This is a genomic window from Curtobacterium sp. B8 (assembly GCF_000333315.1).
Taxonomy (GTDB): domain Bacteria; phylum Actinomycetota; class Actinomycetes; order Actinomycetales; family Microbacteriaceae; genus Curtobacterium; species Curtobacterium luteum.
Genome location: NZ_BACW01000187.1, coordinates 1 through 13,839, shown reverse-complemented (window position 1 = coordinate 13,839; position 13,839 = coordinate 1). Strand labels below are relative to the sequence as shown.

Annotated in this window: 15 protein-coding genes; 8 read left to right on the top strand and 7 right to left on the bottom strand. The window is 72.3% G+C overall.

Annotation, left to right across the window (positions count from 1 at the left end; genetic code table 11):
- Positions 1 to 2 precede the first annotated feature (2 nt).
- The 4 genes from I59_RS20640 to I59_RS04700 all read left to right on the top strand — a co-directional run bounded on the left by I59_RS20640 (position 3) and on the right by I59_RS04700 (position 3,657).
- Entirely contained in the window at positions 3 to 656 is a 654-nt protein-coding gene (locus I59_RS20640; protein WP_022902881.1) for a GntR family transcriptional regulator, read from the top strand.
- A gap of 70 nt (positions 657 to 726) precedes the next feature.
- A complete protein-coding gene (locus I59_RS04710) occupies positions 727 to 2,235 on the top strand; it encodes an LCP family protein (protein WP_022902880.1) in 1,509 nt (502 codons plus the stop codon).
- A gap of 54 nt (positions 2,236 to 2,289) precedes the next feature.
- On the top strand, positions 2,290 to 2,865 hold the full coding sequence (locus I59_RS04705) for a sigma-70 family RNA polymerase sigma factor (protein WP_148286088.1): 576 nt from the start codon (positions 2,290 to 2,292) through the stop codon (positions 2,863 to 2,865).
- A 9-nt stretch (positions 2,866 to 2,874) separates the two neighbouring features.
- Positions 2,875 to 3,657 carry an endonuclease/exonuclease/phosphatase family protein gene (locus tag I59_RS04700; protein ID WP_049976525.1) on the top strand — a complete coding sequence of 261 codons (783 nt, stop codon included), beginning with the start codon at positions 2,875 to 2,877 and terminating at the stop codon, positions 3,655 to 3,657.
- 3 nt (positions 3,658 to 3,660) lie between these two features.
- Here I59_RS04700 and I59_RS04690 read toward each other — a convergent pair whose 3' ends face one another.
- The gene (locus tag I59_RS04690; RefSeq protein ID WP_022902879.1) at positions 3,661 to 4,431 is read right to left on the bottom strand and encodes a hypothetical protein; all 771 of its coding nucleotides are present in this window, start codon (positions 4,429 to 4,431) and stop codon (positions 3,661 to 3,663) included.
- 148 nt (positions 4,432 to 4,579) lie between these two features.
- On the opposite strand from I59_RS04690, the gene I59_RS04685 reads away from it, so the two are divergent.
- Both I59_RS04685 and I59_RS04680 read left to right on the top strand, forming a co-directional pair.
- Complete coding sequence (locus tag I59_RS04685; RefSeq protein WP_022902878.1) at positions 4,580 to 5,479, top strand: SDR family oxidoreductase; 900 nt, start codon at positions 4,580 to 4,582, stop codon at positions 5,477 to 5,479.
- A gap of 270 nt (positions 5,480 to 5,749) precedes the next feature.
- Complete coding sequence (locus I59_RS04680; RefSeq protein ID WP_148286087.1) at positions 5,750 to 6,310, top strand: hypothetical protein; 561 nt, start codon at positions 5,750 to 5,752, stop codon at positions 6,308 to 6,310.
- A gap of 12 nt (positions 6,311 to 6,322) precedes the next feature.
- Here I59_RS04680 and I59_RS04675 read toward each other — a convergent pair whose 3' ends face one another.
- From I59_RS04675 to I59_RS04660, 4 genes are all read right to left on the bottom strand, one after another.
- Entirely contained in the window at positions 6,323 to 8,404 is a 2,082-nt protein-coding gene (locus I59_RS04675; RefSeq protein ID WP_022902876.1) for an iron ABC transporter permease, read from the bottom strand.
- Between the two features lie 2 nt (positions 8,405 to 8,406).
- On the bottom strand, positions 8,407 to 9,396 hold the full coding sequence (locus I59_RS04670; RefSeq protein ID WP_022902875.1) for an iron-siderophore ABC transporter substrate-binding protein: 990 nt from the start codon (positions 9,394 to 9,396) through the stop codon (positions 8,407 to 8,409).
- Between the two features lie 70 nt (positions 9,397 to 9,466).
- A complete protein-coding gene (locus I59_RS04665; protein WP_031272896.1) occupies positions 9,467 to 10,411 on the bottom strand; it encodes an ABC transporter ATP-binding protein in 945 nt (314 codons plus the stop codon).
- A 68-nt stretch (positions 10,412 to 10,479) separates the two neighbouring features.
- Positions 10,480 to 10,803, bottom strand: coding sequence for a hypothetical protein (locus I59_RS04660; RefSeq protein ID WP_022902873.1), 324 nt, complete (start codon positions 10,801 to 10,803; stop codon positions 10,480 to 10,482).
- 187 nt (positions 10,804 to 10,990) lie between these two features.
- On the opposite strand from I59_RS04660, the gene I59_RS04655 reads away from it, so the two are divergent.
- Positions 10,991 to 11,668, top strand: coding sequence for a TetR/AcrR family transcriptional regulator (locus tag I59_RS04655; protein ID WP_031272895.1), 678 nt, complete (start codon positions 10,991 to 10,993; stop codon positions 11,666 to 11,668).
- A gap of 92 nt (positions 11,669 to 11,760) precedes the next feature.
- Complete coding sequence (locus tag I59_RS04645) at positions 11,761 to 11,955, top strand: DUF2795 domain-containing protein (protein WP_022902872.1); 195 nt, start codon at positions 11,761 to 11,763, stop codon at positions 11,953 to 11,955.
- A gap of 27 nt (positions 11,956 to 11,982) precedes the next feature.
- Here the strand turns inward: I59_RS04645 and I59_RS04640 are convergent, their stop codons facing one another.
- A complete protein-coding gene (locus tag I59_RS04640) occupies positions 11,983 to 13,479 on the bottom strand; it encodes a threonine/serine exporter ThrE family protein (RefSeq protein WP_022902871.1) in 1,497 nt (498 codons plus the stop codon).
- Between the two features lie 74 nt (positions 13,480 to 13,553).
- Positions 13,554 to 13,808: a hypothetical protein gene (locus I59_RS04635; RefSeq protein ID WP_148286086.1), complete on the bottom strand. Its 255-nt coding sequence runs from the start codon at positions 13,806 to 13,808 to the stop codon at positions 13,554 to 13,556.
- Positions 13,809 to 13,839 lie beyond the last annotated feature (31 nt).

The window sequence follows — 13,839 nt, the reverse complement described above, 5'->3', positions numbered from 1 at the left end:
CCATGCCAGTGCCCTCGACCCAGCCCGCCGCCGAGCGGAAGCTCCTCCGCGACACGGTGCAGGACAAGATCCGCGACGCGATCATGGACGGCACGCTGGAGCCGGGCGAGCGGCTGAACGACGACGACCTCATCGCCTGGCTCGGCGTCTCCCGCACGCCCATCCGCGAAGCCCTCGCGGAACTCGCCCGGTCGGGGCTGATCGAGATGGCGCCGAACCGGTACACCCGGGTGGCGGCGCCGACCAAGGACGAACTGCTCGACGCGTACCGGACCCTCGGTGTGATCTACGGCGGGGTGGTCCGGCTCGCCGTGCCCCGCTTCACCGAGCCGCAGCGCAAGAAGGTCGTCAAGATGCTCGACGACGTCATCGCGCGGAGCACGAAGGGCAAGCAGGACGAGGTCGCCCGTGAGGGTGCGAGCATCTACTCGATGTGGGTCGAGGCCTGCGGCAACGCATCGCTCGCGGCGCTCTGCCGGTCGACGACCGACGGTCTGGCGTTCAAGCTCCGGGTACCGGAACTGCCGGAGCTCATCCCCGCGGACACCGTCCTGCCGGAGCTCGAGAAGCTCAAGGCCGCGGTGCTCGCGAAGGACCCGATCGCCGCCGAGCTCGCCATGGAGGCCGTGCACCTCCTTCCCGCGCGCGAACACTGAGCCAGGCGCTCTTCGCGGATCGACCGGGCGTTCTCATCGCACGTCCGAGCACTGCGGTTACCCTTTCCGGGTGAGCGAAGCACCCGACGAGACGACCCGCCGCGCCCGCCGCGGCTCCGTGCCGCCCCGCCACGGGCGCCAGAAGCGCCGCCTGAGCGCCGTGTTCCCGGCCGTCGCGGGCGTGCTCACGATGGCGATCGCGCTCAGTGGTGCGTACGCGTTCTACACGTACGACCAGCTGGCCAGCAACGTGACGATCATCAACGCGATCACGGGCAAGAAGGACACCAAGAACGACGTCGACGGTCAGGCGCAGAACATCCTGCTCGTCGGTGACGACCACCGACCGGACAACGCCACCCCCGAGCAGATGGCCGAGCTCAGCACGGAGTCGGACGGCGGTGCGACGAACACCGACACGATGATCGTCCTGCACATCAACGCGGACGGCTCCCAGGCGACGATGATCTCGTTCCCGCGCGACTCCTACGTCGACATCCCGAACGTGGGCAAGGGCAAGCTCAACAGCGCCTTCTACTACGGCACGCTGAACGGGGGCGGCGACACCGGGGGAGCGAAGCTGCTCATCCAGACGATCGAGAACGTCAGCGGGTTGCAGATCGACCACTACGTCCGTGTCTCGCTGCTCGGCTTCTACCAGGTCGTCAAGGAACTCGGTCCGGTGAACGTCTGCCTCAACAACGCGGTCAACGACCCGTACTCCGGCGTGAACCTGCCGAAGGGGAAGTCGACGCTCGACGCCAAGCAGGCGCTCTCGTTCGTGCGGCAGCGGCACGGTCTCCCGAACGGCGACCTCGACCGCAACGTCCGGCAGCAGTACTTCCTGTCGCAGGAGGCGCGCAAGGTGCTCTCCGCCGGGACCCTGCTCAACCCGATCAAGCTCGGCAACATCCTCAAGGCGGTCGGTGGGTCGATCCAGACCGACACCGACCTCGTCTCGCTCGGCTCGCAGATGCGGAACCTCCGACCGGGCAACATCCAGTCGGCGACGATCCCGACGCTCGGCACCCCGACCATCTACGTCAACGGCTCGGCGCTGTCCATCGTCCAGGTGGACGAGGTCGGCCTCCCGGCCTTCGTGCAGGGCCTCGTCGGCGAGCCGGAGGCGTACACGAAGGCCGGGCGTGCGCAGCCGGCGAACACCACCGTCACGGTGCTCAACGGCAGCGGGGTCGAGGGTGCGGCGGCGGCGGCGACCCAGAACCTCACCGCGCGTGGGTTCCAGGTGGGTGCTCCGGGATCGTCGGACACGACGAAGGCGACGCAGGTGCAGTACCCGAAGGGCATGGAGTCGCAGGCCAAGGCCGTCGTGCGGGTGACCCCGGGCGCGGTCGCGGTCCGCACCAGCGCGGTCACCGGTGTGACGCTGGTCCTCGGTTCGGACGGCAAGACGGTCTCGGCGCCGTCACAGCCCGGGTCGTCGGCCTCGAAGCCGTCCTCCGGGGGGTCCGGGGGATCGACCTCCACGAAGAAGCCGGACGCGCGGCCGAGCAAGGAGCCGTCGCCGAAGTCCACGGACGTGCACAACTACGGCAAGGCGAACGTCTGCATCAACTGAGGACGCGGACCTCCGGACTTGCCCCTCCCGTGATCAACATGCAAGATATCAGATGTGCATGCTGACCTCCTCGCCGTCCGAGCGGAAGAGCGCGCGCTCATGCTCGCGGTCGCCGGCGGCGACCAGGCGGCCTTCACAGCGCTGCACCGACGCCTGCGGCCGATCGTCGAGCGCTACGTCCGGCACCAGCTGACCGACCCGACCCAGGCCGAAGAGGTCGTCCAGGACGTGTTCCTGGAGCTCTGGACGATCGCCGGGCGGTACGACCCGTCGCACTCCGTGATCGCCTGGGTGCGGACGATCGCGAACCGCCGAGCGATCGACCGGGTGCGCAAGAGCGTCGCCGACCGGGACCGCGACCTGCGGATCGGTGCCCGCGACCACGAGCCCGTCGACCTCGCGAGCCAGGAACGCGCGGAGAGCGTCCTCGACCGGACGGCCCTCCGGCGTGCGATCGTCCGGTTGCCGCCACGCCAACGGGAGGCGGTCGTCCTCCGGCACCTCGTCGGACTGTCCGGTCCGGAGCTGGCTGCGGAGCTCGGCCTCCCGCTCGGCACGGCGAAGACCCGAGCCCGGGACGGCGTGCTCACACTGCGACGGACCATGGCGTCCCAGCGCGCCGCTCGGTAGGTTCGAGCGGTGAACAACGCCGTGCGTCCGATCACCCTGATGACCTACAACGTGAAGAACCCGGACCCCGCCCACGACTGGCCCGGACGGCTCCCGGTGCTGCTCGACGTCGTCCGCCGGCACGACCCCGACCTGCTCTGCGTGCAGGAGGCGTTCGACCACCAGATGGACGACCTCCGTGCGGGCCTGCCCGACCACGGCGACGTCGGCCAGGGACGGGAGGGCGGCACCGCGGGTGAGCACGCCGCGGTCTTCTTCCGACGGTCTCGGCTCCGACCCGTCGACCAGGGCTCGTTCTGGATGTCAGACACCCCGGACGAACCGGTGTCGAACACCTGGGGCAGCGCGTACCCACGCATCGCGAACCACGTCCGGTTCGTCGACGTGGACGGCGACGCGTTCACCCTGCTGACCACGCACCTCGACCACGAGGAGGGCGCACACGGCGACGAGGTCCGGGCGAAGAGCGCAGCGCTGATCGTCGAACGGCTCGCAGCGACCGACGGCCCCGTGCTCGTCGCCGGCGACTGCAACGAGCCCGCCGGTGCCGGAGCCGCATCGCGTGTGCTCGCCGAGGCGGGGTTCGAGGACGCATGGACGGTGGCCGGGGACCCGGACGACCGCACCGCCACGTTCAACGACTGGGCGCCTCCGGTGTCGTCGGGAGAGCGCATCGACTGGGTGTTCGCCCGTGGTGTGCGCGGCGTCGACCGTGTCGTGATCGACCACGACGGCCCGGAGACGTGGTTCGCGAGCGACCACTTCCCGGTGATCGCGTCGATCCGCGTCTGACGGTCAGCAGCTCCGGGTGGCGTTGACCGGCATCGGTGAGCCGAGCACGGCCACGGTGGTCCCGTCGGTGAGCGCCGAGACGCCGTTCCGGCCGTCCTCGTCCGCGCGGACCGCGGCGGTCCGCGCGGGGTCGTCGCTCGTGGTGTCCGCCCGTCTGTCGTCGCTCGATCCGTCGGTCGCGTCCCAGCCGCGTTGGAGCAGCACCTGCCAGGCCGACGGCTCGTCCTCGTCGCCCGCCCCGAAGGACATCCGGTCGGCGCGGTCCGTCTTCGCGATCCGTCCCGCGATGTCGTCACCGACCTGCACGCCGCGCGGGCCGGAGAGCTCGACCGTGGTGCCGTTCCGCGTCCGGACGTCGTCGCGGAGGACGCGGATCTCGACCGCGTTGCCGAGGTCCGCGGGCGTCGCCAGGGCCGCGACCCGGACCGCCCCACCCCACGTGTAGGTCGTGCCGGCGGGGAAGCACGCGCCACCGTCGCCCTCGGCCGTGTGCGTCCGGGCCGGCGTGCCCAGCAGTCGGTCGAGCACGTCGACGGTCGTGCGGGCGTCGCGCATGGAGACCACGGCGACGGTGCGGTCGTCGCGTTCGAAGACGAGCGACTCCGCGTGGAGCTCGACCGCGTCCACGTGCGCGAGCGTGCCGTTCGTCACGCGCGGGGCGGAGGACGATCCCCACGACGGCTCCGATGCCCGGGCGGGCGCTCCGGACGCGATCGTGGTCGCCGACGCGGCGAGCACGGCGACGCCGAGCGCGAGTGCGGGGCGGAAGGTCATCCGTCGACCGTACGTCGTCGTCCCTCGTCGGGCGACAGGTGTTACCGAATCGGTTCACGCCCGTCACCGGACCGTGATCTTCGACGAGGACGTCCGGGGGACACCGGGCTGGGCGGGAGCGCTGCGACGGGTGCGTACCGTACGGGCCATGACGGACCAGTACACGATGCAGGACCCGACCGCGATGTACGCGGACAAGAAGCCCGACGAGCAGTACCTGCCGGGCGCCGGAACCGACGAGGAGATGGCGCAGAACGTCCCGGCCGACCACGGTGAGGACACCTACCGCGGCTCGGGCCGACTCGAGGGCCGGAAGGCGCTCGTCACCGGCGGAGACTCCGGCATCGGGGCGGCCGTCGCCATCGCCTACGCCCGCGAGGGCGCCGACGTGGCGATCTCGTACCTGCCCGAGGAGGAAGAGGACGCGAAGCGCATCGTCGGACTCATCGAGGCCGCCGGCCGCACGGCGGTCGCGCTGCCCGGTGACATCACGTCGAAGGAGTGGTGCGAGGAGCTGGTCGCGAAGGCCGTCGACGGCCTGGGCGGGCTCGACATCCTCGTGAACAACGCGGGCAAGCAGCAGAACGTCGACGACATCACGAAGATCTCGGACGAGGAGTTCGACGAGACCTTCAAGACGAACGCCTACGCGACGTTCCGCATCACGAAGGCCGCCGTCCCGCACCTCCAGCCGGGCTCGACGATCATCAACACGACCTCGATCCAGGCGTACGCCCCCTCGCCGCACCTCGTGCACTACGCGGCCACGAAGGCGACCGTGAACAACCTGGCCAAGGGCCTCGCCGCGCAGCTCGCGCCCAAGGGCATCCGCGTGAACGCAGTCGCGCCCGGGCCGATCTGGACGCCGCTGCAGCCGGCCGGTGGACAGCCGCCGGAGGCCCTGCCGTCCGCGGGCGAGCAGACCTACCTCGGCCGCTGGGGCCAGCCGGCCGAACTTGCGCCGGCGTACGTCTTCCTCGCCAGCGGCGAGTCGTCCTACGTGGTCGGTGAGACGCTCCACGTCGACGGCGGGATGCCGACGCCGTAGCGGCGACCCAGGACGGACGGGTGTNNTNNTCCNGNCGCGCTGCCACGCGTCGAGTGCGAAAGCGACCGTCCGAGCGGTCCGGAGCTCCGCGACATCGACGTCGGAGCGTGGATCGTGCAGCGCGACGTACAGCTCCGTCAGGGAGTCGTGCGACCCGAGTCGCACGGTCGGGACGCCAGCGGACCGTGCGACCCGCTCGACGGTCCGGTCGTCCGTCACCACGAGTGCACAGTCGGTGATGCGCCGCGCGGTGACGTCGGTCGAGATGTCGTGCGCGACGAGCGCCACGGGGATCGAGGACATGCGGCGGACGGCCCGGAGGACCTCGTTCGACCGTGCGCCGTCGCGCTCGTCCAGCCGGAACACGACGATCGAGGCCGCGTCGCGTTCGCCGGCCACCGCCACGACCGCGGCGGCGAGGTCCTCCGTGGAGAGTCCGATGTCGGTCTCCGCGCCCACTGTCAGTCCGACGCCGACGGGGGTGCTCGGGACCGCGGCGACGTCGGCGGCGTGGTCGATCCACAGCAGGTCGAGGGTGCCGGCCGCGATCGAGCCCGGGGTCGCGGGCTCGATGTCGTCGGTCAGGGTGATGCGTTCGCTCCCGGCGAGCCGGACCCGGTCACGGAGGGTGAGCGGGGTGGCGGTGTCGAACGTGTCCGGGAGCAGCGCTCGCCAGGCCTCGAGGAGGACGGAGCGAGCGAACGCCGAGCGTCCGGGGGCGATGTCGGCGATGAGGCGGCGTCGTGCGGGCATGTCCGGGCCTCCGGGGTCAGGTCGCTGATCGGGTGCTGGTCGGGTCCAGCTCCTCCATCATCGCAGACCGGTATGTGAAATACAACACGGTCAGTGAGCGCCGCGGGGTGAGCGCAGCAGCAGCCACACGAAGTAGGGCGTCCCGACGAGCGCCGTCAGGATCCCCGCGCCGAGCTGCGCGGGCGCGATGACCGTGCGGCCGAGGAGGTCGCCGAGGCAGACGAGCACCGCGCCGAGCAGCACGGCCACCGGGACCACCCGGGCGTGCGGGCGACCCACGAGCGAGCGAGCGGCGTGCGGGGCCACCAGACCGACGAACCCGATCGTGCCGACCGCGGCGATGGCCGTCGCCGTGAGCAGCACCGACAGCGTCAGGAGGGCGAGCCGGGCCCGCCCGAGCCGGATGCCGAGCAGTCGCGGTGTGTCCTCGTCGAGCGACACGAGGTCGAGCTCGCGGTGGCGGGGGAGGACGAGCACGAGTGCGACCACGAGCACCACGACCACCGGCAGCGAGTCCTGCCACGTCCGGCCGTAGGTCGAGCCCGACAGCCAGGTCAGGGCCTTCGTGGCGTTGAACGGGTCCGTGACGACGATGAGCAGGCTGATGAGTGCGGTGAGTCCGGCCGACACCCCGACACCCACGAGCACGAGGCGGTTCTGCCGGAAGCCCCCGCGGGCCGCGAGACCGAACACCACCACCGCGGCGACCGCGGCGCCGACGAACGCGGCACCGGCGACGCCCCACGTCGTCGCTGCTGGGACCGCCGTGACGACGAGCACCGCCCCGAGTCCCGCGCCGCTCGAGACGCCGAGCACGCCGGGGTCGGCGAGCGGGTTCCGGGTGACGCCCTGCACGAGGGTGCCGGCGAGGGCGAGCGCGGCGCCGGCGAGCAGGGCGGCGGAGACCCGCGGGACCCGGGTGTCGAGGATGAACGAGATGCCCTGGTTCGCCCTGCCCGACAGCCAGTTCGCCACGTCGCCGAGCAGGAGCTTCGCGTCGCCGAGGAGCACGGCCGCGACGACGACCCCGGCGAGCACCACGACGAGACCGAGCACCGTCAGCGTGACCGCGAGCCGGCCCGGGATCCGGGTGACCTCGAGCGGGGTGGTCTGGCCCGTGTCGCGCATCCGCAGCGCCATCACGACGAGGAAGACCGCGCCGACGACGCTCGTGACGACACCGGTCGGCACCGACACCGCCCGGTCGCCGTGGACCACCGCGCGGAGGAGGACGTCGGACCCCATCACGATGCCGGCGCCGACCAGGCCCGAGACCGACAGGAGCGCCCACGACCGGTGCAGCGTCGGGAAGGTCCGCGCGACGGGGCGTACCAGTGCCGGAGCGCACAGCCCGACGAAGCCGATCGGCCCCGCGATCGTGACGGCCGCGGCGGAGAGCAGCACGGCGAGGGCGACGGCGACGACCCGGGTGCTCCGGACCGGGACGCCGAGGCCACGGGCGGCGTCGTCCCCGAGCGCCAGGGCGTCCACCCGGTGCGAGACGAGCAGGAAGCCGGCCACGCCGACGACGACCACCGGCAGCATCGGCAGCACTGTGTCGTAGCCGTTCTGGGCGATGCCGCCCTGGTTCCACGCGTAGAGGCCCTGCGTCTCCTGCGGGAAGAGCAGGACCAGGGCCTGGGTCACGGAACCGAGGCCGAGCGCGAGCGCCGTCCCCGCCAGGACGAGGCGCAGGGTGCCGCTGCCGAGGCCGGACAGCGCGAGCACGAGGGCCGCCGCGGCCAGGCCGCCGACGAAGGCCACCCCGCCCTGCGCGACGACCGGGAGGCCCACACCGGCGACGGACACGACGCCGAGCGCCAGGTACGCGCCCGCGTTCACGGCGAGCGTGTCCGGCGCCGCGAGCACGTTCCGACTGACCGACTGCAGTGCGGCACCGGCGACACCGAGTGCGAACCCGACGACGAGCCCGGCGACGGCGCGCGGGAACCGGGACGCGACCACGACGGAGGCGTCGGCGGCGTCCGCGTGCCCGGTCAGGGCCTTCCAGACGGCTCCGGCGCCGACGTTCGCGGTCCCCTGCGTCGTGTCGAGTGCCGCCAGCGCCGCGACGACGGCGATCCCGGCGACCAGGAGCACGACGCCGAGCGCGGGCCGGGCGACGCTCGGGGAGCGCCGTCCGGCCCGCTGGGGCGTGGCGGAGTCGAGCACCGCTACTTCGTGAGCGCGGCGACCGCGGCGTCGACGTAGGCGTCCATCGCGCCCGGCCCGCCGAACATCCAGATGCCGTCGTCGAGACGGTGCACGTGGTCCTGCTCGACGAACGGCAGCGACTTCCACACGGCGTTCGAGGCGAGGGTCTTCCCGAAGACGTCGTCCTCGCTGGCCTTCGCGTTGTCGATGTAGAGGAACTGCGTGTCCGACGGGAGCTTGGTCAGCCCCTCGACGTCCGTCGAGCCGAGCCCGTACGCCGCGTCGCCCTCGATGCCCGTGCCGGTCCAGGCGTTCTCGAGCCCGAGTTCCTCGTTCACGGCGCCGATGAGCGAGCCGGCGGTGTACGGCCGGATGGTGACCTGGTTCGACAGCACGTAGCCGTCCGCGAACGCCACCTTCGTGCCGTCCTTGCCAGCGTCGGCGATCTCCTGCTTGCCCTCCGCGATCTTCTCCTCGAGCGCCTTCCAGACCGACTCGGCCTTCGCGGTCGTGCCGGTGGCCTCGGCGATGAGGTCGAGCGTGTCCTTGATGGTGTCGAGCTGGTCACCGGACTTCGCCGACGCGATCACGATCGTCGGTGCGATCTTCCGCAGCTGCGTGACGACCGAGTCCTTGAGGTCGGTCGTCGCGACGATGAGGTCCGGCGCGATCGACGCGATGGTGTCCGTGCTCGGCTCGCCGCGTGTCCCGATGTCCTTCGGGTCCCCGGTCAGCGGCACCTTCGAGTCCCACTGGCTGTAGCCCGTGACGTCCGCGACGCCCGCGGGTGCGACACCCAGCGTCTCGAGGTCCTCGACCACGTTCCACTCGGTGCCGACGACCTTCTTCGCGGGGCCGTCGAGGGTCACCTTCGTGCCCTGCGCGTCCGTGACGGTGATCTTCGCGGCTGAGGGGCTGGCGTCGGTGGCGGCCTGGGTGGAACCGCACGCCGTGAGGGCGAGGGCTGCGGCCGCGGCGATGGCGGTGGTGGCGAGGAGTCGTCGCTTCATGGCGGCTCGGGTTCTTCCTGTTCGGTGAGGGGTGGACTGTCGGCGCGGACCGCTGCGAGCGGCGCGGCCGTCAGCGTGCGGGTGCAGGGGTGGTCCGGCTGTGGTGCCGACCGACCGCGCGGGTGCGGAGGCGGCCGGTGGTCGGGTCGTGGTCGACCTCGACGCGGATGCCGTAGACGTCCGAGAGCCGGTCGGCCTCGAGCACCTCGGCGGGGGTGCCGTCCGCGACGACGACGCCGGCGCGGAGCAGCACGAGCCGGTCGGCGACGGCGGCCGCCTGGTCGAGGTCGTGCAGGACGACGCCGACCGCCGTGCCGTGGTGGTCGGCCAGGTCGCGGACGAGGTCGAGCAGCTCGACCTGGTACCGGAGGTCGAGGTAGGTCGTCGGCTCGTCGAGCAGCAGCACGCCCGTCTGCTGCGCCAGGCAGCTCGCCAGCCAGACCCGTTGGAGCTGTCCGCCCGAGAGCTCGTCGGCCGGTCGCTCGGCCAGGCTCGTGAGCCCGGTCACGTCGAGGGCGTGCGCCACCACGGTCTGGCCGTCGGGGTCCTGACCGCCGAAGCGGCCGCGGTACGGGTGGCGGCCGAACGCGACGAGGTCGCGGACGCGGAGGCCGCCGGGCACCGGCCGACCCTGCGTGAGCAGGGCGACCTGCCGGGCGAAGGCCTTCGGCGTCAGGGCGAGGCCGTCGACGACGTCCGCGTCGGTGGTGACGGTCGCGTGGCTGCTGGTCGTGGTCGTGCCGGTCACGGTGGTCCCGGGCGCGTCGGCTCCTGCCGTCCCGCGCGGCCTGGAGGCACGGCTCACCTCGTGCGCGTCGGTCGCGCCGCGCAGGTCGACCGCCCCGGAGCGGGCCTGCTGCAGTCGCGCGACGGTGCGGAGGAGCGTCGACTTGCCGGAACCGTTCGGGCCGACGAGGGCCGTCACGGAGCTTCCGGCGAGCTCGAGGGAGGCGGCGTGGACGACGTCCTCGCCGTGGTAGCCCACGGTGACGTCGCGTGCATGCAGATCAACCACGAGGTAAGGGTAGCCTCACCTACATCGGATCACCTAACGTCGCTCGGTGTCCGGATGACTCCGACGGCTCAGCAGGGCGCTCCGCAGGTCCGTGCCATCCGCTCGAGCAACTCGCGGGCGGCGAGTGCCGCGGCGAGCTCCACCTCGACCGGGTTGATCCCGATCGCCCGCTCGAACGCACGACGGCGAGCCTGGTCGGCGATCGGCACCTCGGGGCGCTGGGGCAGCACGGCGATCGCCCGGGCCGCGGCCTCGAACGCGCCGGGCGGGTGTCCGAGCTGCTCCCACATCGTGCGGAGGTCGTGCGCGACCTGGTCGGCGTCGCCGCCGAACTCGAAGCCGGCCGACGCCATGGTCGCGAGGCCCTGCGCGGTGGAGTCGTTCGGTGACATGGCGGCATCGTCACACGACTGCCCGGAAGGGCGCTGAGCAGCGCGGTTGTCCCCCGGAATGCCGACACCCGGACCGGGGATTCTGGTGTCCCCCGATCTGTACCAGGATCGGACGTGCACCCGATCGGGTGCACCCCGTGCCCCACGAGGGCACCCCGGACAGGACGTCCGGCGATCGGAGGGCACGATGCTCGAGAACACCAGCGCGGACACGCACGCCGCAGCGGCCGCGGCCGCCACCCTGCACCTGCGGATCACCATCGTGGGGGCGACGGTCGACCTGCTGCGCGACGTGCCCTTCCACGAGGCCCGGCCGGAGCACGTCGCCGAGCGCATGGGGATCTCGCTCACCGAACTCGAACTGCACTTCCCGTCGTGGGACGGCCTCGTCCTCGCCGCGGTGGACCGGTGGAACGGCGGCCGCATGGAGGAGGTGACCGCCGAGGTCGGCGACGCCCCCACGGTGGACCTCCTGCGCGCGATCGTCGCCTCGAACGCCGAGGACCCGGCACTCGCGCGGCTCCTCGTCGCGCTGCTCTCGGTCGCGGGCAACCCCGCGCACCCGATGTCGACGTACCTCCGCTCGCGCTACCAGCTCTTCTTCTCGCGGATCAAGCGCGGCCTCGAGCGGGACATCGCCGTCGGGCGGGCCCCGCACACGATGGACCCGCGTCGCGGTGCCGAGCAGCTCATCGCCCTCTACGAGGGACTCCAGCTGCAGGCGCTGCTCCGCGGCGACATGGACCTCGTCCAGGCCTTCGACCGGGCGGTCGCCCGCCTCGAGGCCGGGTGGATGGAGCGCTACCAGCCCCAGGCGCAGGTCCGGCACGCCACGTGGAGCGACCCGGGCAGCTGGGAGATCTGACCCGCGGCCCGTTGGCCGCGCAGCGCAGACCCGGGCGGGGTCGGAGCGGGCACGGGGTACTCGGTGGAGGCCCCAACCGGAAGGAGCCCGTCGTGGCGAACCCCGACCCGATCGAGATCCAGAAGTACCTGAGCGGCATCGACTACCCGGCGTCGAAGGACGACATCGTGGCCACCGCCGAGCGCGAGGGCGCGACCGGTGACGCCCTCGATGCGCTGAAGAACATCCCGGACGGCGAGTACGACGCTCCGACCGCGGTGTCGAGCGCGATCAGCGACGCGAGCTGAGCCGCGGACCGGTCGACCGCGCCGGCGTCACCAGCGCGGTCGACTGCCGTCTCCGGGGTCGTAACCGGAGTCGCGGATGACCCTCAGCGCGGTCGTGTCGCTGTGGACCGAGTGCACCACGACCTTCCGCGCTCGACGCAGGGCGCGACGGGCACCGGGCGTCGCGAACAGTCCGCCGAGGACGAGTCCCGCGCCGATCGCCAGCGCGACGGTCACCGCGGACACGAAGTCGAGTGCCGACGTCGACGACCCGGACATCACGGCGAGGAGCGCGTTCGACACCGCGACACCGGGCAGGAGCGCTCCGCAGAAGGCCGGCACGGCGATCGCCCCGACCGCCGTGCGCATCCGGGCCGCCGCGATGGTCGCGAGGACACCGAGGAGCACCGAGGCCAGGAAGGTCGCGCCGAGCAGCGGGAGGCCGAGCTGCCGCAGGCCCCACAGCGCGGCCCCGGCGGTGACCGAGAAGGCCACCGCGACCGGGATCACCCGCGCGCTGGCCTGCTGCACGAAGCAGTTCGCGGCGGCGGACACGACCGTGAGGGACAGTGACGCCCAGAGCGGCAGGGGGTCGAGCACGATGCCGGACGGGTCGACCTCGATCCGCAGCCAGTGCGTCAGCGCGATGCCCGCCGGGACGCCGACGACGATCGCGGCGATGACGAGCAGGATCGAGAACGCCCGCGCGACGGCCATCGCGCGGAACCCCGAGATCGCGTCCTGCGCCCAGGTGACGAGCGACACGTGCGGCAGGAGCAGCACCACGAGCGCGGCCACCATCGTCGCGGCACCGGCGGGTCGCAGGACCCCGGCGGAGATGGCGAGGGTGCCGATCGCCGACGCCACCGCACCCTGCGCGCCGGACACGAAGAACTGCGGGAAGCCCCGGCCGGTCAGCCACCGGCCGGAGACGATGATCCCCATCATGAGGACGAAGGCCCCGACCCCTGCTCGCCAGCCACCGCCGGCCTGCATGGCGATCGAGGTCCCCAGGATCGCGAGCCCGACGTCCGCCAGCCAGGTCGGCCAGCGGGGCGGCATCCGGAGCACGGCGACGAGGGCGCTCACGGCCGAGGTCATGTCCCGCGAGCCGTGCACGAGGTCGTCGACGATCTGGTTCGCCCACGCCAGGCGCCCGAGGTCGGACCCGTCGATCGTCACCGTGCGGAACTTCACGAGCGCCGGGCCCTCGGCCGGGGCGTACTGGATCGTCACCGAGCTGCCGGTGAGGTCGAGGTCGAGCGGCGCGAGGTTCCACTTCGTCGAGACCGCGACGACGGCCGTCTCGACGCTCCGGGTGTCGGCGCCCGAGGCGAGCATCACCTCCGCGAGGTCGAGGCAGAAGTCGACGATCTGCACGGGGGAGTACTGCTCACGGGGTCGGACGTCCGGGGCGACGTCCTCGTAGATCGTGCCGCGCAGTCGTGCGCGGGCGTCGCGGAGGTCGTGCTGCGCGACCTTCCGGACACGGGGCCGCGGAGGGCGGCCGGACTTCGGCACGCCGGGGAGGAACTGCTCGGCCATCCCGCCATGGTGCCAGTCGCGATCGACCGAGTCCGGACGCGCGCTGAACGTGACCCTGGCGCCGGCTGGGACGGTCAGTGCGGTCGGCGCACGCTGAGCCGACCGAGGGCAAAGGCCGCGACGACCGCGCCCACCAGGATGAGGACCGGCCCGACGACCTGCTGCCACGAGTGCGTCACGGGGTCGAAGACCGCTCCGGCGAGTGGGGCGTACGCGAACCAGCCGAACGAGGCGGTCGGTGCGGAGAGCCAGACCACCACGCCCGCGACCAGGACTGCGGTGCCCGCCCACAGGGCGAGCCAGGTCGGGGTGGCGAGGAACCGGGGCACGTCACCCAGCGTACGGGGCCGACGGACGGGA